Genomic DNA, 20841 nt, shown 5'->3' with positions numbered 1-20841 from the left:
ATCGATAAACAAGGAGTGTATATGTCCCAGCAACACCAGGATCCCCGTCACGATCCCAATCGCGTGATCCGCGCCCCGCGCGGCACCACGCTGACCGCCAAGAGCTGGCTCACCGAAGCGCCGCTGCGGATGTTGATGAACAACCTGGATCCCGAGGTGGCCGAACATCCCCAGTCGCTGGTGGTGTATGGCGGCATCGGCCGCGCCGCCCGCAACTGGGCCTGCTTCGACAAGATCGTCGAGGTGCTGACCCGGCTGGAGGAGGATCAGACTCTGCTGGTGCAGTCCGGCAAGCCGGTCGGGGTGTTCCAGACCCACAAGGACGCGCCCCGGGTGCTGATCGCCAACTCCAACCTGGTGCCGCACTGGGCCAACTGGGAGCACTTCAACGAGCTCGATAAGAAGGGCCTGATGATGTACGGCCAGATGACCGCCGGTTCCTGGATCTACATAGGCACTCAGGGGATAGTCCAGGGCACCTACGAAACCTTCTTCGCGGTGGCCAACCAGCACTTCAACGGCGAGCCCAAGGGGCGCTGGATCCTGACCGGCGGTCTCGGTGGCATGGGCGGCGCCCAGCCGCTGGCGGCCACCATGGCCGGCTTCTCGATGATCGCGGTGGAGTGCGACGAGACCCGCATCGATTTTCGTCTGCGTACCCGTTACGTCGACAAGAAGGCCCACAGCCTGGATGAGGCGCTGGCCATGATCGAAGAGGCCAAACAGAGCGGCAGCGCCGTCTCCGTCGGCCTGCTCGGCAACGCTGCCGACGTGTTCGCCGAGCTGGTGGCCCGTGGCATCACCCCGGACGTGGTGACCGACCAGACCTCCGCCCACGACCCGGTGCACGGCTACTTGCCGCAGGGCTGGAGCGTGGCCCAGTGGCGCGCGCTGCAAAAATCCGCGCCCCAGGAAGTGAACCAGGCCGCCCGCCACTCCATGGCCCGTCAGGTGGAAGCCATGCTGACCCTGCAAGCCCGCGGTGCCGCCACCCTGGATTACGGCAACAACATCCGCCAGATGGCGCTGGAGGAGGGGGTGAAAAACGCCTTTGACTTCCCCGGCTTCGTCCCGGCCTACATTCGCCCGCTGTTCTGCGAGGGCATTGGCCCGTTCCGCTGGGTGGCGCTCTCCGGCGATCCGGAAGATATCTACAAGACCGACCAGAAGGTGAAGGAGTTGATCCCCGATGATCCTCACCTGCACAACTGGCTCGACATGGCTCGCGAGCGCATCGCCTTCCAGGGCCTGCCGGCGCGGATCTGCTGGGTCGGGGTCAAGGATCGGGTACGCCTCGGCCTGGCCTTCAACGAGATGGTCAAGAATGGCGAGCTGAAAGCCCCCATCGTCATCGGCCGCGATCACCTGGACTCCGGCTCGGTGGCGAGCCCGAACCGCGAGACCGAGTCGATGATGGATGGCTCCGATGCCGTCTCCGACTGGCCGCTGCTCAACGCCCTGCTCAACACCGCCGGCGGCGCGACCTGGGTCTCCCTGCACCACGGCGGCGGGGTCGGCATGGGCTTCTCCCAGCACTCCGGCGTAGTGATCGTCTGTGATGGCTCCGATGACGCCGCCAAGCGGGTCGGTCGGGTGCTGCGCAACGACCCGGCCACCGGGGTGATGCGTCACGCCGACGCCGGCTACGAGATTGCCATCAACTGCGCCCACGAGGCGAAACTGGATCTGCCGATGATTGACGGCGCCAACGGTGTCAAAGGAAAGGTGTAACACCATGTTTGAATTGACTATTACCCCGGGCGAGCTGGATCTTGCCACCCTGCGCCGCGTCAGCCGCGAGCCGGTACACGTTTCACTGGATCCCGCCGCTCTGGCGGGGATCCACGCCTCCGCCGCCGTGGTCACCAAGGTGATCGAGCAAAACCGGGTGGTGTACGGCATCAACACCGGCTTTGGCTTGCTGGCCAACACCCGCATTCCGGTGGAGCAGCTGGACGAGTTGCAGCGCTCCATCGTGCTCTCTCATGCGGCAGGGATTGGCGAGTACATGGATGACGCCACCGTGCGGCTGATGATGGTGCTCAAGCTCAACTCGCTGGCGCGCGGCTTCTCCGGCATTCGGCTGGTGGTGCTGGAGGCCCTGATGCAGCTGATCAACGCCGAAGTCTATCCGGTGGTGCCGAAGAAGGGCTCCGTCGGTGCCTCCGGCGATCTGGCGCCGCTGGCCCACATGAGCTGTCTGCTGATCGGGGAGGGCAAGGCCCGCCACGCTGGCGAGCTGATCGATGCCGCCACGGCCCTGAAGATTGCCGGGCTCGAGCCCATCGCGCTGGCACCGAAAGAGGGGCTGGCCCTGCTCAACGGCACCCAGGCGAGCACCGCCTTCGCGCTGGAAGGCTTGTTCCACGCCGAGGATCTCTACGCCGGCGCCATCACCATCGGTGCCATGAGCGTGGAGGCCGCCCTTGGCAGCCGCCGGCCGTTCGATGCCCGCATCCATGCGGTGCGTGGTCAGCGTGGCCAGATCGACGCGGCCGCCTGCTATCGCCACCTGCTGGTGGATGGCAGCGAGATCGGCATGTCCCATCACAATTGCGAGAAGGTGCAGGATCCCTACTCCCTGCGCTGCCAGCCGCAGGTGATGGGTGCCTGCCTGACCCAGATCCGCCAGGCGGCCGAGGTGCTGGTGTGCGAGGCCAACGCGGTCTCCGACAACCCGTTGGTGTTTGCCGAGGATGAAGACATTCTCTCCGGCGGCAACTTCCACGCAGAACCCGTGGCCTTCGCCGCCGACAACCTGGCGCTGGCCATCGCCGAGATCGGGTCGCTGTCCGAGCGGCGCATGGCGCTGCTGATCGACTCGCGCATGTCCGGTTTGCCGGCCTTCCTGGTCAACAACGGCGGCGTCAACTCCGGTTTCATGATCGCTCAGGTCACCTCGGCGGCGCTCGCCTCCGAGAACAAGACGCTGGCCCATCCGGCCTCGGTGGACAGCCTGCCGACGTCTGCCAACCAGGAGGATCACGTCTCCATGGCCACCTTCGCCGGCCGTCGACTGGCGGACATGGCCGAGAACACCCGCGGCATTTTGGCGGTGGAACTGCTGGCGGCAGCGCAAGGGCTGGATTTTCGTGCCCCCCTGCGCAGCACCGAGCTCATCGAGCTGGCCAAGGGCCGGCTGCGGGAAGAGGTCAGCTTCTACGACAAGGACAGGTACTTCGCGCCGGACATCGAGGCGGCCGCCGCCCTGCTGGGCCGCGCCAGCTACAACGACCTGCTCCCGGCTAGCGTGTTGCCGAGCCTGTAAGTGGCCATCCCGCCCATAACAAAAGACCGCCCATCGGGCGGTCTTTGCGTTTCTGACGTTGCTTGAACGCGGTTATTCGTGCTCGAACATCAGGAACAGGTACACCACGAACAGCACCAGGTGAGTGGCCCCGTGCAGCACATTGGTGCGGCCGCTGCTGAAGGTCACCTTGCACACCATGAGGGTGGTGAACAGCAGCACCATGTCGGCGGCGGAGAGGCCCAGGCGCACCTCCTGCCCCAGCATGGCGCCGATGAACAGCACCGCAGGCACGGTGAGGGCGATGGTAGCCAGCACAGAGCCGAAGTAGAGGTTCATGGCCCGCTGCAGCTGGTTGTTGAAGGCCGCCTTGATGGCGCCGACCGCTTCGGGGGCCAGCACGATACAGGCGACGATGAAGCCGCCCAGCGCCGGCGGCGCCGCCAGTACCTTGACCCCGTGGTTGATGGGAATAGCGAGGGTCTTGGCCAGCAGGATCACCACCACCAGATAGGCGAGCAGCAACAGGGTGTGGTAGACGTTGCTCTGCAGCGGGCCGTGGTGCTCTTCGTAATCCTCGTGATCGCTGTCGATGAAGAAGTGGCTGTGGCTGCGGGTCTGGATCAGCAGGAAGACGCCGTAGAGCAGCACCGAGATGATGATGAGCATCCAGGACATGGCGCTCGACATGCTGCCGATGTTGCCCCCTTCGGTGAAGTTGGGCAGCACCAGGCAGAGCAGCGCCAGCGGAATGATGGCCACCAGATAGGATTTGACCCCGTCCAGATTGAAGCTCTGGGTGTGGTAGCGCCAGCCGCCGAACAGCAGGGTGAAGCCCACTAGGCCGTTGGTCACCAGCATTACCACGGCAAACATGGTGTCGCGGGCCATCACCGGATTGGGTTCGCCGGTCAGCATGACCGAGGAGATCATCACCACTTCCAGCGAGATGACCGACAGGGTGAGGATCAGGGTGCCAAAAGGCTCGCCAAGCTTGATGGCAAGGGCATCCGAGTGGCGCACCACCGAGAAGATGGCCCAGGTGACGATGGCAAGCAGTACCGCCGAGACAGGAAGATAAATCCCGAGCGGAGTGGCCTCTGTCAGCAGGTCGCTGCCGAGCGTCTTGAAAAAGAGCAGGGTGAGCAGGCCAACGGGCAGGGCAATCTCTTGCCGGATAAATGACTTCATAGGCAATGGTTCTCATCATCAGGGCGGCGTGAGCCGACGGGTAAGGAACAGGGTGGCGGCGCCACGCAAGGTAGCGCGCCTGTTCATGATAAAGGGAGTTGTCCGCTCAAGGGAAAATCATTTTGTTGCAAGATATGATCGACCTGCCTCGGCAGTGTGGCTCATCGCTCGCCCGTGTGGTTCTGATACCAGGCCAGCAGCCAGATCTTCAGCTTGGTCAGCGCCATGGGCTGTGCATAGACATAGCCCTGGATCAGGTGCACGCCGCGTTGGCCCAGGTAATCCACTTGAGACTGACGCTCGACCCCTTCGGCGATCATCTCCATGCCCGATTCACGGCCGAAGGCGATGGTGGCATCCAGTACGCTGCGTTTGAGGTCATCGGTGCCTATGGTGTCGACGAACATCTTGTCGATCTTGATCTGGCGGATGCCGAGCCGCTGCAGATAGGCGAAGCCGCCATAACCGGTGCCGAAGTCATCCAGCTTGAAGTGGTAACCCTGCTGCTGCAGGGCGCCGATCTCGGTGATCGCGGTCTCGATGTCGGTGATGGGCTTGCGCTCGGTCAGCTCGAAGGTGAGCTGGGAGGGGGAGGGCCAGCCGTGCAGCAGCAGCAGGTTGCGCAGGTGCGGGTGCTCGAGGTGGGCGGCCACTATGTTGACGCTGACCCACTGGCCGGGGGCGAGTCTGGGCAGATCCGCGATCACCTTCTCCAGCAATTGGCTGGTCATCGGCAGGATCAGCTGCTGCTCCTCTGCATAGTCGATGAAGGCACCGGGCGGGATCAGGCCGCCGCCCCGCTGCCAGCGCAGCAGCGCCTCGAAGCCCACCACCTGCTGGCTGCGGCTGTCGACCACGGGTTGATAGAAGGGCACGAACTCCCGTCGTGCCAGCCCGGCTTGCAGCAACCCCTTGAGTGAGCGCCGGTAGTTGCGCAGCCCCCAGTAGGCGGCGACCAGCAGGGCGCCGACCGCCGCGCCGCCCCAGAGCCCGTAGTGGCGGGCCTGCTGCTGGGCGTAGCGCTCGAGCGCTTCGCCCGCCCACAGGGTTTGCCGGATCTGCTCATTGGGATCGAGGAAACTGAGGCTGAGGCTCTGGCTGCCGGTTTCCTGCTTGATGGCGCTGTCGCCGCGAGGGAAGATCGGGCTGGCGACTCCCGGCTGCTGCTGGCTGAACTCCAGATAGAAGCAGTTGCGGCAGGGGTACTGCAGCAGGGCGTGGCTCCAGCTGTTGCTCAGCACCCAGTAGACGATGTTGCCGCCGGTGCGGTAGTAGGCGACCAGCTCCTGCTCGGTGTGAAAGCGGGCCATGGTGGCGGCGATCCCGAACTGCTCCTGGCTGGGGTAGGGCGGCAGTTCGGCCGGGGTGAAGGGCAGCTCCACCCCCAGGCTGGAGCAGCCGCCACCGGTGGCGAGCATGATCCCCTGGATGCGGATGTGGCTGTTGTAAAAGCGGGGATCCCGCAGCAGCGCCATGTCCTGCTCGCCGCAGTCGAAGCGAAACTGGGTCAGCTGGCTGCGGATGCTCTCGTCCAGCGCCCGATGGCGTTCCGCCAGGGCGGCTTCGATCTCCGTCTTCTTCTCCTGCAGCAGCTGGTGGGCCAGCGGGCTGCCGAGCAGCTGGCTGAGGGGCAGGCTGGCCAGCAGGGGCAGGCAGAACAGCAACAGGGTGAGCCAGAGGGGGGAGATGGGTCGCAAGGGATACCTGCCTGATGAACGAATGGGATGCATATGAGAGGCATCATCATAGTGCATTAGCTGCATCGATTTGAGCGGAGGCGATCACACTTGTGCAGCAGATTTATAATCTGCTGATAAATAATGGTTTTATAAAATGGACTGCTGAAGATTCAATCGCTGACCTGTCATAAATGACAATTGTCCAGCTTATCTGAAGTGGCTAGAGTAGCCGTGCGGTTTGACTCACCGTGTGTTCAATACTCCTGTATCTGTTTTTTTGTCAGTAGCACAGAGTGTTAGTTTTGATATGAGTGTTTCTTTTGGTCCCCTTTGTGGGACCATTTTTCTGCCCGCTGTTCAGCCAATGCGCTGAGTTACCTCCCGTTTCTTTCCGTCATCCGTCATTTTTTGGCCGTCACCCCGCCCGGGGCTTGGTGTTCTCGTACCGGTTTGGGTATGCTCGCCCGCTTAATTCCAGAAGCGGGATCTTCGTCCATAGGCGCGCTTCGAGGTTGGCTGATACGATGAAGCCACATGGATGTTGTCGGGCATACGGAAAGGCACATGAAACTGACCACTCAGCTTGTCTCGTTTATTACCCTGTGTGTCATTGCGGCCATGGCCATGGTGCTGCTTGGCGGGGTGTTCAGCTTCCGTGAGCTGGGCATGGAGATGCAGCAGAAGAAGGTCAACTCGCTGGTCGAGATCATCGACAAGCAGCTGGAGGTGGCCGACGATCATCAGGATCTCACCCGCTGGCTGCCGACCCTGCTGCGCTCGGCCCACGTGGTGGAGCTGGAGATCCGCCAGGACAAGCAGCGGATCTACTGGTTTCGCGACGTGCAGCAGCCGACCGACGAGAGCCTGCTGATCCCCTATCATCAGCCCATGCCCCATCAGCCGGGCATGCAGGCCGACTTCAAGCTGGAGCGGCCGTTCAAGGAGTTCGAGTACTCCATCAAGGCGATGTCCGGCATCTCCCTCGGCGTCTTCATCGTGGTGTTCGGCCTCTGGTACTCCATTCGCTGGCTGCGGCTGCAGTTGCGGGGTGCCGAGCTGCTGGCCGAGCGCGCCCAGCTGATCCTCGACAACAAGCTCACCAAGCTGGCCCACGATCCGGCCGATGAGTGGCCGCAGCCGGCCAGCCAGGCCCTCGACTATCTGCTGGCCGAGCTGGCGGATGCCCGCAAGGAGCGTAGCCGCTTCGACAACTTCATCCGCAGCAACGCCTTCGTCGACAAGATGACTGGCATCGGCAACCGGCTGTTCTTCGACAACCGGCTGGAGAGCGCCATCATGGAGGCGAGCGTGATGAGCGGTGGCGTGCTGCTGATCGAGCTGGCCGGCCTGGAGGAGCTGGATCCCGAGCTGAACGGCCGCCAGAGCCAGGATCTGCTGATGGAGGCGAGCGCCTCCATCGCCGCCTTCGTGCGCAAGCACAACGGTGCCCTGCAGGCCCGCTATGCCGGCCAGGTGTTTGCCGTGCTGCTGCCCAACATGTCGGAAAGCGAGATGGTGGATGGCGCCGGCCAGCTGCACAAGAGCCTGCAGCGACTGCACTGGCCCGAGGCGGTCAATCCAGATACCGCCGTCTATCTCGGCGCCGTCTGCTATCAGGCCGAGGATTCCCTGCTCAAGGTGCAGGAGGAGGCGGAGCTGGCGCTCAAGAGCGCGCGGCTGCAGGGCCACACCGGCTGGTTCCTCTACGAGAAACAGCTGGACGAGGAGCAGAGCAGCAAGGGCACGGTGCGCTGGCGCACCCTGATCGGCCGGCGCATCGAAGAGCACGGCATCGATTTTTATGTGCAACCGGTGCAGCAGGAGCGGGATCAGGTGGTATTGCAGCAGGATCTGCTGATCCGGATCCACGACGAGCAGGGGCGGGAGCTGCAGGCCGGCGTCTTCATGCCGATGGCGGAGAAGGCGGGGCTGTTGCTGCCGCTGGATCGGTTGGTGGCGGAGCAGACCCTCGGCCTGCTGCGCCAGCGCTCCGAACAGAGCTGCCCCATCAGCCTGACCCTCTGCGCCCAGAGCCTGCTGCACCGGGAGTTCCAGCGCTGGCTGTTCTTCGACCTGTTCCAGCTGCCGCGCAGCACCAACGAGCGCTTGATCCTGCAACTCTCCGAGGCTCAGGTCACCCGCCACTACGAGGCGCTCAAGCGGCCGCTGCGGGCGCTGCGCATGCTGGGCTGCCAGCTGGCCATCGATCACGCCGGCCAGGATGTGGTGAGCACCCAGTACATCAAGGAGTTCGAGATCAACTTCCTCAAGCTGCACCCCAGCCTGGTGCGCGAGATCCATACCCGCCAGGTCAACCAGATGGCGGTGCGCAGCCTGGTGGGAGGCTGTGCCAACACCCGCACCCGGGTCATCGCCGTGGGGGTGGAGAGCGGCGACGAGTGGAAGATGCTGCGCCACCTCGGGGTGCACGCCGGGCAGGGCCCCTGGTTCGCCGAGCCGGAGCGGCTGGTGCTGGAGCCGGCCGGCGCCTGATGGATGCAAGAGAGGATCGCCTGGGCGACCCTCTCTTTTTGTGGTTCAGCGCCGGTATTGCGCCCGGCACGCCGTCACAGGCGCCCCTGCTCCCTCAGCCCCGCCAGCCCCTGCATGCCACCGGTGTGGATGAAGACGATCTTGCTGCCGCGCGGGATGCGGCCTGCCGCCAGCTCGCGAAACAGCCCCCACATGGCCTTGCCGCTGTAGATGGGCTCCAGCGGCAGGCCCGTCTCGGCGCTGAAGGCCTGCACCCATTGCCAGAGTGCCGGACTGAATTTGGCATAGCCGCCGTCGTGGTGATCCAGCGCGATCCGCCAGCCGGGCGTGTCGGCGGCGGCGGGATGGAGTCGGCGCACCTCGTCGGCAATGAAGCTCCCCCCCTTGAGTACCGCGATGGCGAGGATCTGCTGCGGTGCCCGCTTGCCGGCGATGAGCCCGGCCAGGGTGCCGCCGCTGGCGCAGGGCAGCACCCAGAGATCCGGCGAGAAGGGCACTTCATCGACCAGCTCGGCCACCCCGGGAATGGCCAGCGGGCTGCTGCCCCCTTCCGGCACTATCAGGGTCTCTTCATTTTCGAATTGGGCCAGCCAGGCGGGATCCTGCCGCCGCCGGTAGCTTTGGCGGTCGACAAAAACGAGATCCATGCCCCAGCCTTTTGCTGCGCTCAGAGTGCAGTTGCTGACGGCTTCCGGCTCCCCGCGTATGATGCCGGTAGTACGCAGGCCAGATTGGCACCCCGCTGCCGCCAGGGCATGGATGTGGTTGGAGTAGGCGCCGCCAAACGAGAGCAGATGGCGTTTGCCCTGCTCCTTGGCATGCAACAGGTGGTACTTGAGCTTGCGCCACTTGTTGCCCGAGATGGCGGGGTGGATCAGATCGTCCCGTTTGCACCAGAGCTGGACTCCATAGACGCTCAACAGCGGGTGCGAGACAGCTTGCAGCGGCGAGGGCAACAGGGCGGGCGGCAGGGGCGGCTGCGCCATCGGGGACGAGTGGGGTGACAATGAGTAATCGGTCATTTATCTGGAGGCTAATGCTCTGTTTATGCTAAGGTTTAATCCGTTTTGGGCAGCCAGGTGCGGGTTTCAATGAAACAACTTTTCAGACGTTCGACCCCCAGCCGTCAGGTAGGACTCCTGCTGGCCAGCGATCGGATCATGCTGGCTTCGCTCGGCAACCCGCCCATCTTCGCCACCCGCGCCATCAATGGCCCGCAAGAGTGGCCCCAGGCCATGGCCGAGCTGTTCAGCCGCCACGGCCTCGCCAAGTCTAAGGTGCGAGTCGCCCTCGCGGCCAGCCTTTATCAACAGGTTCAGATCGACAAGCCCGCCGTCCCCGATGCCGAAATGGCCGGTGCCCTGCCCTGGGCGATCAAGGATTATGTCAGCGAATCCGTGCTGCAGCTCGCCATGGATTATGTGGATCTGCCCACCCCGCCGGCGGGCCGGCCGCGCATCAACGTGATCTGTGTGCCCAAGGCGCGGGTGCAGCAGCTGGCGGATGCGGTCAACGGCATCGCCAGCCTGGACGCCATCGTCAGCGACGAGCTGGCGATGACCGCGCTGTACGAGCCGGATCAGACGGTGCGCATGCTGCTGTGGCAGCCGAAGGGGCAGGATCTGCAACTGCTGGTGTTCCATCAGGGGGGGCTCTGCTTCTCCCGCCAGTTGCGGGGTTTCGGCGCCCTCACCGGCGAGCATGAGCCTGACGCCATGCTGCTCGATTCGCTGGCGCTGGAGATCCAGCGTTCCCTCGATTACTTGGTTGGCCAGCTCAAGCTGCCGGAACTCGGCCAGATGCAGCTCGCCATCGCCTCGCCTTTCATCGGTACCCTGGTGCGCCACATGGAGCAGACCTTCGGCTTTGCCGTCTCCGCCATGGCCAACAAGGCGATCCTCTCCGGCGTGGAATATCTCTCGGCTTATGCAGCTGCTCTGGGGGAGGATGCCTGATGAAACGCCAGATCAACCTTTACGGCGCCGAGTTTCGGCCCAGACGGCAGTGGGCCAGCCTCAACCAGATGGCGCTGGTATGGGGCGGCAGCGTGCTGTTGCTGCTGTGCGCCGCCGGCGTCATCGCCTGGCAGCAACACGCTGTCGAGCGCGAGCTGGTGCAGGTGCGGGCTGCACTGGAGATCAAGCGCGGCGAGGCGCAGCGGCTGGATGCCGAGCTTGCCCGCCATCAGGCCGATGGCCTGCTGCAACAGCAGCTTGTCACCAAGCAGGAGGAGCTGACCGCCAAGCAGGGCTTGATGCGGCAGTTGGGCAGCCTGGCGCTGCAAAAATCCCAGGGCTATGCCGGGCTGATGGCCGATCTGTCCCGCATCCGCGATCCGCAGCTCTCCTTGCAGCGAATCGAGATCGCCGACGGCTACGTCAACCTGTCCGGCTTCGCCGGGCGCAGCCAGGATGTGCCGGCCTGGGTCAACCGTTTCAAGCAGACCCCGTCGCTGGCGGGCAAGCAGTTTGGTGAGCTGACGTTAAGCCGTGACAAGGAGGGCCGGCTGGCCTTCCAGCTCAGCGGCATCGAGCGGGAGAAGCCCTGATGAGCCTGAAAGAGCAGTGGCAGGCCTGGGCCGACAAGATCGCCGCCCTCAGCCAGCGCGAGCGAGTCCTGATCCTGCTGACCGGGGTGGTCGTGGTTGGCGCCGTTGCCATTTATGGCTGGCTGGATGGGGCCGCGGTGCGGCTGGAGCAGGAGCGGCTGGCGCTGAGCACTGCCCAGCGGGATCTGGAGATCATGGACCTCGAGAACCAGGGCAAGCAGGCCAAACTGGCGCGGGATCCGGATCTGCATGTGCGTACCCAGCTGGCGCAGCTGGATGGCGAGTTGGGCAAGCTGGACGCCGAACTGAAGGCCCAGACGGTGGATCTGATCCAGGCCCACGAGATGCCGGCCGTGCTGGAGGCCCTGCTGTCGCGCTCCGCCAATCTGCACATGGTGGCACTCACGTCGCTGACGCCGGAGCCGCTGATGGCGGGCGAGCAGCGCATCAACCTGTTCAAGCACGGCATCCGGCTCAAGCTGGAGGGCGGCTATTTCGATGTGTATCAGTATCTCAAGGCGCTGGAGGGGCTGCCGCGCCACTTCTACTGGAAGCAGTTTGACTACCAGGTGCAGGAGTATCCCAAGGCGGTGGTGGAGATGGAGATCTACACCCTCAGCACCAGCAAGGAGTTTATCCGTGGCTAGATGGTTTCCCCTGTGGGCGTGTCTGTTCAGTCTGCTGGCCCAGGCGCAGCCCGAGTTGTTGCAGGACCCCACCGCCCCTTTGAGCGGCGCGACCAGCGGCGCCAGTGCAACCGGCCAGCGCGAGGCCGGTCTGCCCAGGCTGCAGAGCATCATGCTGGGCAACGGCCCGGCACTGGCGGTGCTCAACGGCAGCAGTTATCGGGTCGGCCAGCAGGTCGACGGTTATCGCGTGGTGGCCATAGGTGCAGATGCCGTGGTGCTGGAGAAGGGGGGCAAGCGCCAGTCGCTGACCCTGTTTGCCAGCAAGGTCCGGATCTGAACGCGCTCCACCCGGGATGGGCGGAGCCAGGTTTGTCGAGTTTAATTGCAAGTCAGGGTGCACTTATTACATGAAAAAACATCATCTCTGCCTGATCTCCGCCGCCGTGCTGACGGCAGGCTGTACCAGCTACCGGCACCCCGAACCCGTGCAGGCCAAGGACGTACTCAGGCATGCCATGACCGAACAGAACAAGGGCGGGGCGCTGACCAGCGTACCCAAGTCGGTACAGAGCGAACTGCTGCAGCTCAATCGTCCGCCCCAGGCCATCAGCATGCCGGAACCGCGGCTGCGCATTGCCGCCCACGACGTGGATGCGGTGGAGTTTTTCGGCTCCCTGTTCAAGGGCTCCCGCTACAGCGTGGCGGTGCACCCCGGGGTGGCCGGCCAGATCTCGGTCGAGCTCAAGGACGTGACCCTGACCGAAGTGCTGGCGGTGGTGGGCGACATGTACGGCTTCGACGTGCAGCGCAAGGGCAACGTGTTCCACGTCTACCCGGCCGGGCTGCGCACCGAGACCATCCCGGTCAACTACCTGATGATGTCCCGGCGCGGTCTCTCCCGTACCTCGGTCAGCACCGGCGGGGTGGCCTCTAACGACAACAACAGCAGTAATAACAACAACTTCGATAACGCTAACAACAACAGTACCAGCAACCGCTCTTCCAACGGCAGCTCGAACAGCGACAGCAACGGCACCCGCATCGAGACCGACACCAACAGCGACTACTGGACCGATCTGCGCGACACCCTGCAGACCCTGATCGGCAGCGGTGATGGCCGCGCCGTCATCACCAGCCCGCAGGCGGGCCTGGTGACTATCCGGGCCTATCCGAAGGAGCTCAAGGCGGTGCGCGAGTTCCTCAATCAGTCAGAGAGCCACTTGAAGCGCCAGGTGGTGCTGGAGGCGCGGATCCTGGAGGTGGCCCTCAACGAGGGTTACGAGCAGGGGGTGGACTGGAGCGGTCTCTCCGCCAGCTGGGATGGCAACAAGGGCATTACCGGCGGTGGTTCGCTGACACCGAGCACGATTGCAAACACCCCGAACCAGATCTTCAGTGCCCTGGGTGGCGGGGCCGGCTTCAAGATTTCCGACGGCAACTTCAACGTGGCGGTGAACCTGCTCAAGACACAGGGGGACGTGAATACCCTCTCCAGCCCGCGGGTGACGGCGACCAACAACCAGAAGGCGGTGATCAAGGTAGGGACCGACGAGTATTTCGTCACCAACGCCTCCACCACGACCACAACCTCAGGCACATCGGCACCGATAGTCACGCCCAATGTAGAGCTGACTCCCTTCTTCTCCGGTATCGCGCTGGACGTGACGCCGCAGATCGACGAAGAGGGCAAGGTGCTGCTGCATATCCACCCCTCCGTCATCGACACCGAAGAGCAGAAGAAAACCATCGATGTCGGCACGGCGGACCCCTTGATCCTGCCGCTGGCCAAGAGCTCGATCCGCGAGTCCGATACCGTGGTGCAGGCCAACAATGGCGACATCATCGTCATCGGCGGCCTGATGAAGACCGACAAGCAGGAGATCGTCAGCAAGGTGCCGCTGCTGGGGGACATTCCCTGGGTCGGCGAGGCTTTCACCAATCGCCGGGAAAGTACCAAGAAGGTGGAGCTGGTGATCCTGCTCAAGCCGACCGTGGTGGAGAAGGACACCTGGCAGAACGAACTGCAGCGCTCCTCCGAGCTGCTCGACAAATGGTATCCGCCCAAGGGCTGAGTCATGATCTTGGACTGGTTTGATCACGTGCCGGGGGCCATCACGGGCTCCCGGGCAGAGATGGCAGGTGATTGCCCATGTACCTGAACCACTTCGGTTTGCAGGAGGCTCCCTTCGGCCTCACCCCCAACACCGGTTTCTATTACGGGCTGCCCCCGCACGAGGAGGCGCTGCAGGTGCTCAACTGGGCGCTGGCGCAGGGGGAGGGCTTCATCAAGGTGACCGGCGAGGTCGGCACAGGCAAGACCCTGCTCTGCCGCAAACTGCTGAGCGAGCTGGGCTCCGAGGAGCGGTCGGTGCGTCTGGCCTGGTTGCCCAATCCCCATCTCAACCCGGCCGAGCTGCGCATCGCCCTGGCACTGGAGCTGGGACTGGCGGTGCGGGATCAGAGCGAGCTGGATCTGACCGATCGCATCCATCGCCACCTCATCGCCTTGCACCAGCAGGGGAGCCGGGTGGTGGTGCTGATCGACGAGGCGCAGGCGCTGCCAGACGAGACGCTGGAGGCGATCCGGCTGTTTGGCAATCTGGAGACCGAATCGAGCAAGCTGCTGCAGATCGTGCTGTTTGGCCAGCCGGAGCTGGATGCCAGGCTGGCTAAGCCCCATCTGCGCCAGCTGCGCCAGCGGATCGGTTTCTCCTACTGCCTACGGCCGCTGCGTTTCGATGAAACCCGGGCCTACCTGGAGCACAGATTGCAGATTTCCGGTTATCGCGGGGCCCCGCTGTTTGGCGGACGGGCGCTGCGCCAGCTGTGGCGCGCCTCGCGCGGCATTCCGCGACTCATCAACATACTGGCGCAGAAGTGCCTGATGCTGGCCTACGGCCAGGGAGCGCGCCAGATCGACAGCCGGCTGGTGCGGCTGGCCGTGCGCGACACCGACGATGCCCACCGCTTCGTGCCGCGGCGCTGGTGGCCACTCGTGCTGCTGCTGGGCTGCGCCCTCGCCTATGGAGTCTGGCAATGAGCGTGATCAATCAGATGCTCAAGGATCTGGAACAGCGCCAGCAGGGGAGCGAGGGGGCCGTCTATGTGCCGCCCGTGCGCCAGCAGGGCTGGTGGATGCTGCTGCTGACCCTGATCTGCGGGCTGGCCCTCGGCATTCTGGGCTGGCGCACCTGGATCTACTGGCAGCAGAGCCAGCGGGTCGTCGAAGCCCGCCAGCTGCAGGCGGCCGGCGAGCCCAAACCGGACGCCATCGCCCGTGCGGTTCCCGCAGCGGTGCCGGCCAGTGCAGAACAGGAGCCGGTGGATCAGGTGGTGGCGCTGCCAACCCCGCGCCACCTTGCTGCCCCGCCTACCACCGAGCCGCAGGAGAGTGCAGCCGATGATGCCGATATGGCCACCATCGATGAGGAGGGGCCGAGCGACGAGGAGCTGCAACCCGATCTCTATGCCGAGCTCGCGGCGGAGCAGGAGGCCCCCGCGGCCGCGCCGCGCAAACCCGGCGTGCTCAAGATAGAGACGGTCAATCTTTCCGAGGCTGAACTGGCCACCCTGGCCGAGCGCAAGGCCACCACCGCCATGGCCAAGGGGCAGCTGCGCGATGCCCAGGACAACTACTATCAGGTGCTGGCCCACGATCCCCGCAATCAGGGGGCGCGCGAGCAGCTGGCGGGCCTGCTGTACGGCGAGGGGCGGCTGAGTGAGGCGAGCCAGTTGCTGGAAGAGGGGCTCAGATTCGATCCCGAACAGGCCGATTTTCGGTTGCTGCTGGCGCGGCTCGCCATCAGCGGCGGCGATCAGCTCAAGGCGCTCGGCTGGCTGACCGGCCATCGACCGGATCTGGCCAGCAATCTGGATTATTACGCCACCTGGGCCGGGCTCAGCCAGGAGCTGGGTCAGCATGCCGAGGCGGCGGATCTTTACGTGAAATTGTTGCGCCAGCAGCCGGATCAGGGTCGCTGGTGGCTCGGGCTCGGGGTGGCCGAAGATGGCCAGGGCCACAGCCAGCGGGCGTTGGATGCCTATCGCAATGCCCAGTTGCACGGCAATCTGGGCGAGGCTTCGACCAGCTGGCTCGAACAGCGGATTGCCCAGCTTGCCCCCTGACGGGCGGCCGGGATCACTTTTTTGGAGTTTGCATGGCACAACCCAGACTGAAAATGCGCCTCGGCGACCTGCTGGTACAAGAGCAGATCATCTCGGATGATCAGCTGCAGCTCGCCCTGCAGCAGCAGCGTCAGACCGGCCGCAAGCTGGGCACCACCCTGATCGATCTCGGCTTCATCAGCGAGGTGCAACTGCTGCAGTTCCTCGCCCGTCAGCTGGATGTGCCCTTCTTCGATCTCAACAACCTCACCATAGATGCGTCGGCGGTGCCGCTGCTGCCGGAAGTGCAGGCGCGCCGCTATCGCGCGCTGGCGGTCAACCTCACCGACAACAAGGTGACGGTGGCCATGTCGGATCCGGCCGACTTGAGCGCCCTCGACGCCATCGCGGCGCTGCTGCGCCCGCGGGAGATGGGGCTGGCGGTGGCGCGGGAAGGTCAGCTGCTGGAGTATTTCGACCGCCTCTATCGCCGCACCCGTGAGATCGAGAGCTTCGCCGAACAGTTGCATGAGGAGTATCAGGACGCCGGCTTCGAGCTGGGCTCCAGCAATCTGGGGGCCGGTGACGAGGGGGAGGCGACGGTGGCCAAGCTGCTGCGCTCCCTGTTCGAGGATGCGGTGCAGGTGGGAGCCTCCGATATTCACATCGAGCCGGACGAGAAGGTGCTGCGCATTCGCCAGCGCATCGACGGGATCCTGCACGAGAACATCCTGAGCGAGGTGCGTATCGCCCAGGCGCTGGTACTGCGCCTCAAGCTGGTGGCCGGCCTCGATATCTCCGAGAAGCGGCTGCCGCAGGATGGCCGCTTCAACATGAAGGTGCGCGGCCGCGACGTGGATGTGCGGATGTCGACCATGCCGGTGCAGTACGGCGAATCCGTGGTGATGCGGCTGCTGGACCAATCCTCCGGCATCCTGTCGCTGACCGAGACTGGCATGCCGCCGGAGATCCTGACCCGCTTCCGGCGCCAGCTCAAGCGTCCCCACGGCATGATCCTGGTGACGGGGCCGACCGGCAGCGGCAAGACCACCACCCTCTACGGTGCCCTCTCCGAGCTCAACCAGGCCAGCCAGAAGATCATCACGGTGGAAGATCCGGTGGAATACCGGCTGCCCAGGGTCAACCAGGTCCAGGTCAACCCCAAGATCGGGCTCACCTTCTCCCACGTGCTGCGCTCCACCCTGCGTCAGGATCCGGACATCTTGCTGGTGGGCGAGATGCGGGACAACGAAACGGTGGAGATCGGCTTGCGCGGCGCCATCACAGGTCACCTGGTGCTGACCACGCTGCACACCAACGATGCGGTGACCAGCGCCCTGCGCCTCATCGACATGGGGGCTCCCGGCTATCTGGTGGCGAGCGCGCTGCGGGCGGTAGTGGCCCAGCGGCTGGTGCGGCGGGTGTGCGAGCATTGCGTCGAGGAGAAGGCGCCGGATGAAGGCCAGGCCACCTGGCTGACCGTGCTCTCCGGCGAGGCGCCGGGCCAGCACGTCTATCACAAGGGGCGCGGCTGCCAGAGCTGCAACTTCACCGGCTATGCCGGCCGGATCGGGGTGTACGAGCTGCTGGAGCTGGATCAGCCCATGATGGACTCCCTGCGCCGCAACGACGCCGAAGGGTTTGCCAAGGCGGCCCGCCAGCACCCGCACTACCGGCCGCTGGCGCTGACCGCGCTCGATTACGCCCGCCAGGGGATCACCTCGGTGGACGAGGTGCTGCGGTTGGCGGAGGACCTGGGGTAAGTGATGACCAACTTCATCGGCAGTGAACGCGGCCGGCTGGCGCGAGGCACCCCATGAGCAGCTTCGCCTACAAGGGGCGCGACAGCCAGGGCAATGCCGTCAGCGGGGTGGTGGACGCGGCCACCGAGATGGCTGCTGCCGAGCAGCTGATGCGCCGCGGTGTGATGCCGACCGAGTTGAAGCCCGGCAAGACGAAGGCGGCCGCCCTCGACTGGTCGCTCTTGCTGGAGCGGGGCGTGCGGCTGGACGAGCTGGTGGTGTTCAGCCGCCAGATGTATGCCTTGACCCGGGCCGGCATCCCCATCCTGCGCGCCATCGCCGGGCTGGAGGAGAGTGCCCACAGCAAGCCGCTCAAGCGGGCGCTGCACGCGCTGGGAGAGGATCTGGGCAACGGCCGGCCGCTGTCGAGCTCGATGCAGGCCCATCCCAGGGTGTTCAGCAGCCTGTTCGTGGCCATCATCCACGTGGGGGAGAACACGGGTCAGCTGGAAGAGGCGTTCTTGCAGCTTGCCAACTATTTCGAGCTGGAGCTGGAAACCCGCAAGCGGATCAAGACCGCCATGCGCTACCCCAGCTTCGTGCTGATTGCCATCGGCATCGCCATGGTGATCCTCAACATCATGGTGATCCCGGTCTTTGCCGGCATGTTCGCCAAGTTTGGCGTCGAGCTGCCGCTGGCGACCCGGATCCTGCTCGCCACCTCCCACTTCTTCGTGCACTACTGGTGGGTGATGCTCGGCGTGTTGCTGGCCATGGTGTTTGGCTGGCGGCGCTGGGTGAGCACGGTCAAGGGCAAGCTGACCTGGCACAGATGGCAGCTCAAGTTGCCGATCGTCGGCACCATCATAGAGCGCTCCCTGCTGGCCCGCTTTGCCCGCAGCTTCTCCATGATGCTCAAGGCCGGGGTGCCGCTCAACACGGCGCTGAGCCTGGTGGCCGATGCGGTGGACAACGCCTGGATGGCGGGCCGGATCCGCGACATGCGGGCCGGCATCGAGCGGGGCGAGAGCCTGCTGCGCACCGCTGGTAGCAGCGGCCTGTTCACCCCGCTGGTGATGCAGATGATCGCGGTGGGGGAAGAGACCGGCCAGGTGGATGATCTGCTGCACGAGGCAGCAGAGTATTACGAGCGGGAGGTGGATTATGACCTCAAGAGCCTTACCGCCCGGATCGAGCCGATCCTGATCGGGATCGTGGCGGTCATGGTATTGATCCTGGCGCTGGGCATCTTCACGCCCATGTGGGACATGATGCGGGCCGTGCGCGGCAAGTAACCGGTATCTTTACCGTCACTGAGGCGGGGCATGATGTGGGCCGTGCGCGGCAAGTAACCGGTATCTTTACCGTCACTGAGGCGGGACATGATGGGGGCCGTGCGTGGCAAGTAAGCCGGTATCTTTACCATCACTGAGGCGGGGCATGATGTGGGCCGTGCGTGGCAAGTAACCGGGCAATGAGGCGGGCGGTATGGGTAAGCGGCAGAGAGTGGAGCGAGATGGGTGAGTCGACAGTCACAACAGGATGAGCACTGGCTGGGGAGCTATCGGCGGCTGGCCGTGGGGATCCTGTTGCTGATCATGGTGGCGACCCTGGCCCGAAGCTATCTTGTCCACCGGGAGGAGGCGCTGGCCGTCAGCCTGACCCTGCTGGGGGAGCAATTTGCCGAGCGCGCACAAAGGTTGCATGGGCTCTGGCTCGATCAGCGGCGTCCCGCCGTGCTGCATGCCGATGGAATGGCCTGGCAGTTTGATGAACGTGGCTGGCCACTGGGTGCCGGCACAATGATGACGCCGTCGGAAAACTGCCGCTGGCTGTGGGAGCAACTCATCGGTACGGCGGTGTCTACCCAGCCGCCGGTGCAGGCCTTGGCGAGCCTGGATGGTGAAGGGTGCCAGTTCGGCTGGGAGAATAATTGGCTGATTTATCAATTTTCTGACGGCAGAGTGCTCCAAAAGCCCTGAATGAGGCTTGTTTTGCGATTCAGCTAAATGATTTTTTTATATCTGCATGAAATAATGCGGGTTATTACGGAGGGTCCATGACAACAACGCGACTGGTACCAAGATATTCCGGTGTGGCGAGTCCCCATCGGGCAGCGGGTTTCTCGTTGATCGAGCTGGTGATCGTCATCGTCATCCTGGGGATCCTGGCGGTCACCGCCTTGCCCCGTTTTCTCGATGTCACGGACGAAGCCAAGAAAGCCAGCGTGGAGGGGGTCTCCGGCGGGTTTGCCACCGGCGTGTCGCTGGTGCGGGCTCAATGGGAGGCCGAAGGGCGCGCCAAGCAGGACAGCCTCAACACAGTGCTCTATGACGGTTCACGCTTTTATCTGACCACGCCGACCGACACCCAGGTCAGCAACGGCGAGCTGTCGCCCGGCTATCCCATGGATACCTCGGCCGGTGGCGGCATCGACGTGGATCCGGCCAACCTGACGGCCCCGCGCTGTCTCAAGATTTGGGAGGGTCTGCTGCAGAATCCGCCCAAGGCTACCGCCAGCTTCAGCGAGGTGCGTGGTAGCGGCAATGACCTGAAATACTATGTCAGTGTGACCAATAACGGCCTGGACTCGGTCTGCCGCTACTATCTGGTCAATAGTTTGAGTAAGGGTAGTGATGGCAAGTATCAGGATCCGCAAGGCAGTACTGATGCATTCATGAGTTTCAGTTACCGTCCGGCTTCCGGTCAGGTGACCACCAATATCAATTGACAGAGGAAAGTAATATGAAAAAACAGGCGGGTTTTACCCTGATCGAACTGGTCATCGTGATCATCATTCTGGGTATCCTGGCAGTGACCGCTGCTCCCAAGTTTCTGAATTTGCAGGATGATGCGCGTCAGTCTGCTGCCCAGGGCGTAAAGGCATCGCTGCAAAGTGCTGCTCAAATGATCTATAGCAAGGCAGCAATTCAAGGTATTGAAACTTCTTCTTCTGCGGTGTCTGTTGCGGGTACTACCGTTGAGGCAAAGTTCGGTTATCCAACAGCCGCAACAGTTGCAAATGCGGTCACCCTGGACGGTTGGAGTGAGGTATCTTCCCCTAAAGGCACTTTCAAACCTGCTGATGCTGGTAGCAGTGCAAATTGCCAAGTTGTATATAACGAAGCAACTTCGTTAACTGCACCATTCACTGTCGATATTTCCGGATGTGGTAAGTGATCACCCTGAGCGAGGCTTCGGCCTCGCT

Annotated in this window: 18 protein-coding genes; 15 read left to right on the top strand and 3 right to left on the bottom strand. The window is 63.8% G+C overall.

The features are described 5' to 3' along the window. Window positions 1-21: 21 nt before the first annotated feature. Window positions 22-1731, top strand: a complete 1710-nt coding sequence (gene hutU / locus OKC44_RS12620; protein WP_223951074.1) for a urocanate hydratase — start codon at window positions 22-24, stop codon at window positions 1729-1731. 4 nt (window positions 1732-1735) lie between these two features. Further along, the gene (hutH, locus tag OKC44_RS12615; protein WP_168755959.1) at window positions 1736-3268 is read left to right on the top strand and encodes a histidine ammonia-lyase; all 1533 of its coding nucleotides are present in this window, start codon (window positions 1736-1738) and stop codon (window positions 3266-3268) included. Between the two features lie 72 nt (window positions 3269-3340). Here the strand turns inward: hutH and OKC44_RS12610 are convergent, their stop codons facing one another. Together OKC44_RS12610 and OKC44_RS12605 are read right to left on the bottom strand one after the other, a co-directional pair. Further along, the gene (locus OKC44_RS12610) at window positions 3341-4438 is read right to left on the bottom strand and encodes a calcium:proton antiporter (protein WP_017408799.1); all 1098 of its coding nucleotides are present in this window, start codon (window positions 4436-4438) and stop codon (window positions 3341-3343) included. A 161-nt stretch (window positions 4439-4599) separates the two neighbouring features. Further along, window positions 4600-6135: an EAL domain-containing protein gene (locus OKC44_RS12605; protein WP_270813156.1), complete on the bottom strand. Its 1536-nt coding sequence runs from the start codon at window positions 6133-6135 to the stop codon at window positions 4600-4602. A 546-nt stretch (window positions 6136-6681) separates the two neighbouring features. On the opposite strand from OKC44_RS12605, the gene OKC44_RS12600 reads away from it, so the two are divergent. Then, window positions 6682-8610: an RNase E specificity factor CsrD gene (locus OKC44_RS12600; protein WP_039212856.1), complete on the top strand. Its 1929-nt coding sequence runs from the start codon at window positions 6682-6684 to the stop codon at window positions 8608-8610. A 74-nt stretch (window positions 8611-8684) separates the two neighbouring features. On the opposite strand, the gene OKC44_RS12595 is transcribed toward OKC44_RS12600, so the two are convergent. Next, complete coding sequence (locus OKC44_RS12595; RefSeq protein WP_442865721.1) at window positions 8685-9632, bottom strand: 1-aminocyclopropane-1-carboxylate deaminase/D-cysteine desulfhydrase; 948 nt, start codon at window positions 9630-9632, stop codon at window positions 8685-8687. 69 nt (window positions 9633-9701) lie between these two features. Between OKC44_RS12595 and mshI the strand changes: the two genes are divergently transcribed. The 12 genes from mshI to OKC44_RS12535 all read left to right on the top strand — a co-directional run bounded on the left by mshI (window position 9702) and on the right by OKC44_RS12535 (window position 20813). Then, a complete protein-coding gene (gene mshI / locus OKC44_RS12590; RefSeq protein WP_039212858.1) occupies window positions 9702-10565 on the top strand; it encodes an MSHA fimbrial biogenesis protein MshI in 864 nt (287 codons plus the stop codon). Continuing rightward, the gene (mshI1, locus tag OKC44_RS12585) at window positions 10565-11158 is read left to right on the top strand and encodes an MSHA fimbrial biogenesis protein MshI1 (RefSeq protein ID WP_045528781.1); all 594 of its coding nucleotides are present in this window, start codon (window positions 10565-10567) and stop codon (window positions 11156-11158) included. Before mshI ends, mshI1 begins: the two co-directional genes overlap by 1 nt. Then, window positions 11158-11805 (top strand): MSHA fimbrial biogenesis protein MshJ, encoded by a 648-nt coding sequence (gene mshJ, locus OKC44_RS12580; RefSeq protein WP_011704364.1) that lies wholly within the window; start codon window positions 11158-11160, stop codon window positions 11803-11805. Before mshI1 ends, mshJ begins: the two co-directional genes overlap by 1 nt. Continuing rightward, window positions 11798-12124: an MSHA fimbrial biogenesis protein MshK gene (mshK, locus tag OKC44_RS12575; RefSeq protein WP_016349155.1), complete on the top strand. Its 327-nt coding sequence runs from the start codon at window positions 11798-11800 to the stop codon at window positions 12122-12124. Before mshJ ends, mshK begins: the two co-directional genes overlap by 8 nt. A gap of 70 nt (window positions 12125-12194) precedes the next feature. Continuing rightward, entirely contained in the window at window positions 12195-13859 is a 1665-nt protein-coding gene (mshL, locus tag OKC44_RS12570) for a pilus (MSHA type) biogenesis protein MshL (RefSeq protein WP_270813150.1), read from the top strand. Between the two features lie 77 nt (window positions 13860-13936). Continuing rightward, complete coding sequence (gene mshM / locus OKC44_RS12565) at window positions 13937-14827, top strand: MSHA fimbrial biogenesis protein MshM (protein ID WP_270813146.1); 891 nt, start codon at window positions 13937-13939, stop codon at window positions 14825-14827. Then, entirely contained in the window at window positions 14824-15912 is a 1089-nt protein-coding gene (gene mshN / locus OKC44_RS12560; protein ID WP_270813144.1) for an MSHA fimbrial biogenesis protein MshN, read from the top strand. The genes mshM and mshN overlap by 4 nt, the downstream gene beginning before the upstream one ends. Before the next feature lie 32 nt (window positions 15913-15944). Beyond that, window positions 15945-17654 (top strand): MSHA fimbrial ATPase MshE, encoded by a 1710-nt coding sequence (gene mshE / locus OKC44_RS12555; RefSeq protein ID WP_011704368.1) that lies wholly within the window; start codon window positions 15945-15947, stop codon window positions 17652-17654. A 53-nt stretch (window positions 17655-17707) separates the two neighbouring features. Next, the gene (mshG, locus tag OKC44_RS12550) at window positions 17708-18928 is read left to right on the top strand and encodes an MSHA fimbrial biogenesis protein MshG (protein ID WP_085734356.1); all 1221 of its coding nucleotides are present in this window, start codon (window positions 17708-17710) and stop codon (window positions 18926-18928) included. Between the two features lie 225 nt (window positions 18929-19153). Continuing rightward, window positions 19154-19615, top strand: a complete 462-nt coding sequence (locus tag OKC44_RS12545; protein WP_270813141.1) for a hypothetical protein — start codon at window positions 19154-19156, stop codon at window positions 19613-19615. Window positions 19616-19692: 77 nt separating this feature from the next. Continuing rightward, window positions 19693-20364 (top strand): MSHA fimbrial major subunit MshB, encoded by a 672-nt coding sequence (mshB, locus tag OKC44_RS12540; RefSeq protein WP_017408812.1) that lies wholly within the window; start codon window positions 19693-19695, stop codon window positions 20362-20364. 14 nt (window positions 20365-20378) lie between these two features. Next, on the top strand, window positions 20379-20813 hold the full coding sequence (locus tag OKC44_RS12535; protein ID WP_106553540.1) for a prepilin-type N-terminal cleavage/methylation domain-containing protein: 435 nt from the start codon (window positions 20379-20381) through the stop codon (window positions 20811-20813). The last annotated feature ends 28 nt before the right edge of the window (window positions 20814-20841 follow it).

This window comes from Aeromonas sp. S41-2 (assembly GCF_027705845.1).
Classification (GTDB): Bacteria; Pseudomonadota; Gammaproteobacteria; order Enterobacterales; family Aeromonadaceae; genus Aeromonas; species Aeromonas hydrophila.
This window is presented reverse-complemented; position numbering and strand designations above follow the sequence as displayed.

Bases quoted from the DNA above. Each gene is read 5' to 3' on its own strand.
- mshM (WP_270813146.1), top strand. From the start codon at position 13,937: ATGTACCTGAACCACTTCGGTTTGCAGGAGGCTCCCTTCGGCCTCACC.
- OKC44_RS12535 (WP_106553540.1), top strand. From the start codon at position 20,379: ATGAAAAAACAGGCGGGTTTTACCCTGATCGAACTGGTCATCGTGATC.
- mshN (WP_270813144.1), top strand. From the start codon at position 14,824: ATGAGCGTGATCAATCAGATGCTCAAGGATCTGGAACAGCGCCAGCAG.
- mshG (WP_085734356.1), top strand. From the start codon at position 17,708: ATGAGCAGCTTCGCCTACAAGGGGCGCGACAGCCAGGGCAATGCCGTC.
- mshI (WP_039212858.1), top strand. From the start codon at position 9,702: ATGAAACAACTTTTCAGACGTTCGACCCCCAGCCGTCAGGTAGGACTC.
- mshJ (WP_011704364.1), top strand. From the start codon at position 11,158: ATGAGCCTGAAAGAGCAGTGGCAGGCCTGGGCCGACAAGATCGCCGCC.
- hutU (WP_223951074.1), top strand. From the start codon at position 22: ATGTCCCAGCAACACCAGGATCCCCGTCACGATCCCAATCGCGTGATC.
- OKC44_RS12595 (WP_442865721.1), bottom strand. From the start codon at position 9,632: ATGACCGATTACTCATTGTCACCCCACTCGTCCCCGATGGCGCAGCCG.
- OKC44_RS12610 (WP_017408799.1), bottom strand. From the start codon at position 4,438: ATGAAGTCATTTATCCGGCAAGAGATTGCCCTGCCCGTTGGCCTGCTC.
- mshL (WP_270813150.1), top strand. From the start codon at position 12,195: ATGAAAAAACATCATCTCTGCCTGATCTCCGCCGCCGTGCTGACGGCA.
- mshE (WP_011704368.1), top strand. From the start codon at position 15,945: ATGGCACAACCCAGACTGAAAATGCGCCTCGGCGACCTGCTGGTACAA.
- hutH (WP_168755959.1), top strand. From the start codon at position 1,736: ATGTTTGAATTGACTATTACCCCGGGCGAGCTGGATCTTGCCACCCTG.
- mshB (WP_017408812.1), top strand. From the start codon at position 19,693: ATGACAACAACGCGACTGGTACCAAGATATTCCGGTGTGGCGAGTCCC.
- OKC44_RS12600 (WP_039212856.1), top strand. From the start codon at position 6,682: ATGAAACTGACCACTCAGCTTGTCTCGTTTATTACCCTGTGTGTCATT.
- mshI1 (WP_045528781.1), top strand. From the start codon at position 10,565: ATGAAACGCCAGATCAACCTTTACGGCGCCGAGTTTCGGCCCAGACGG.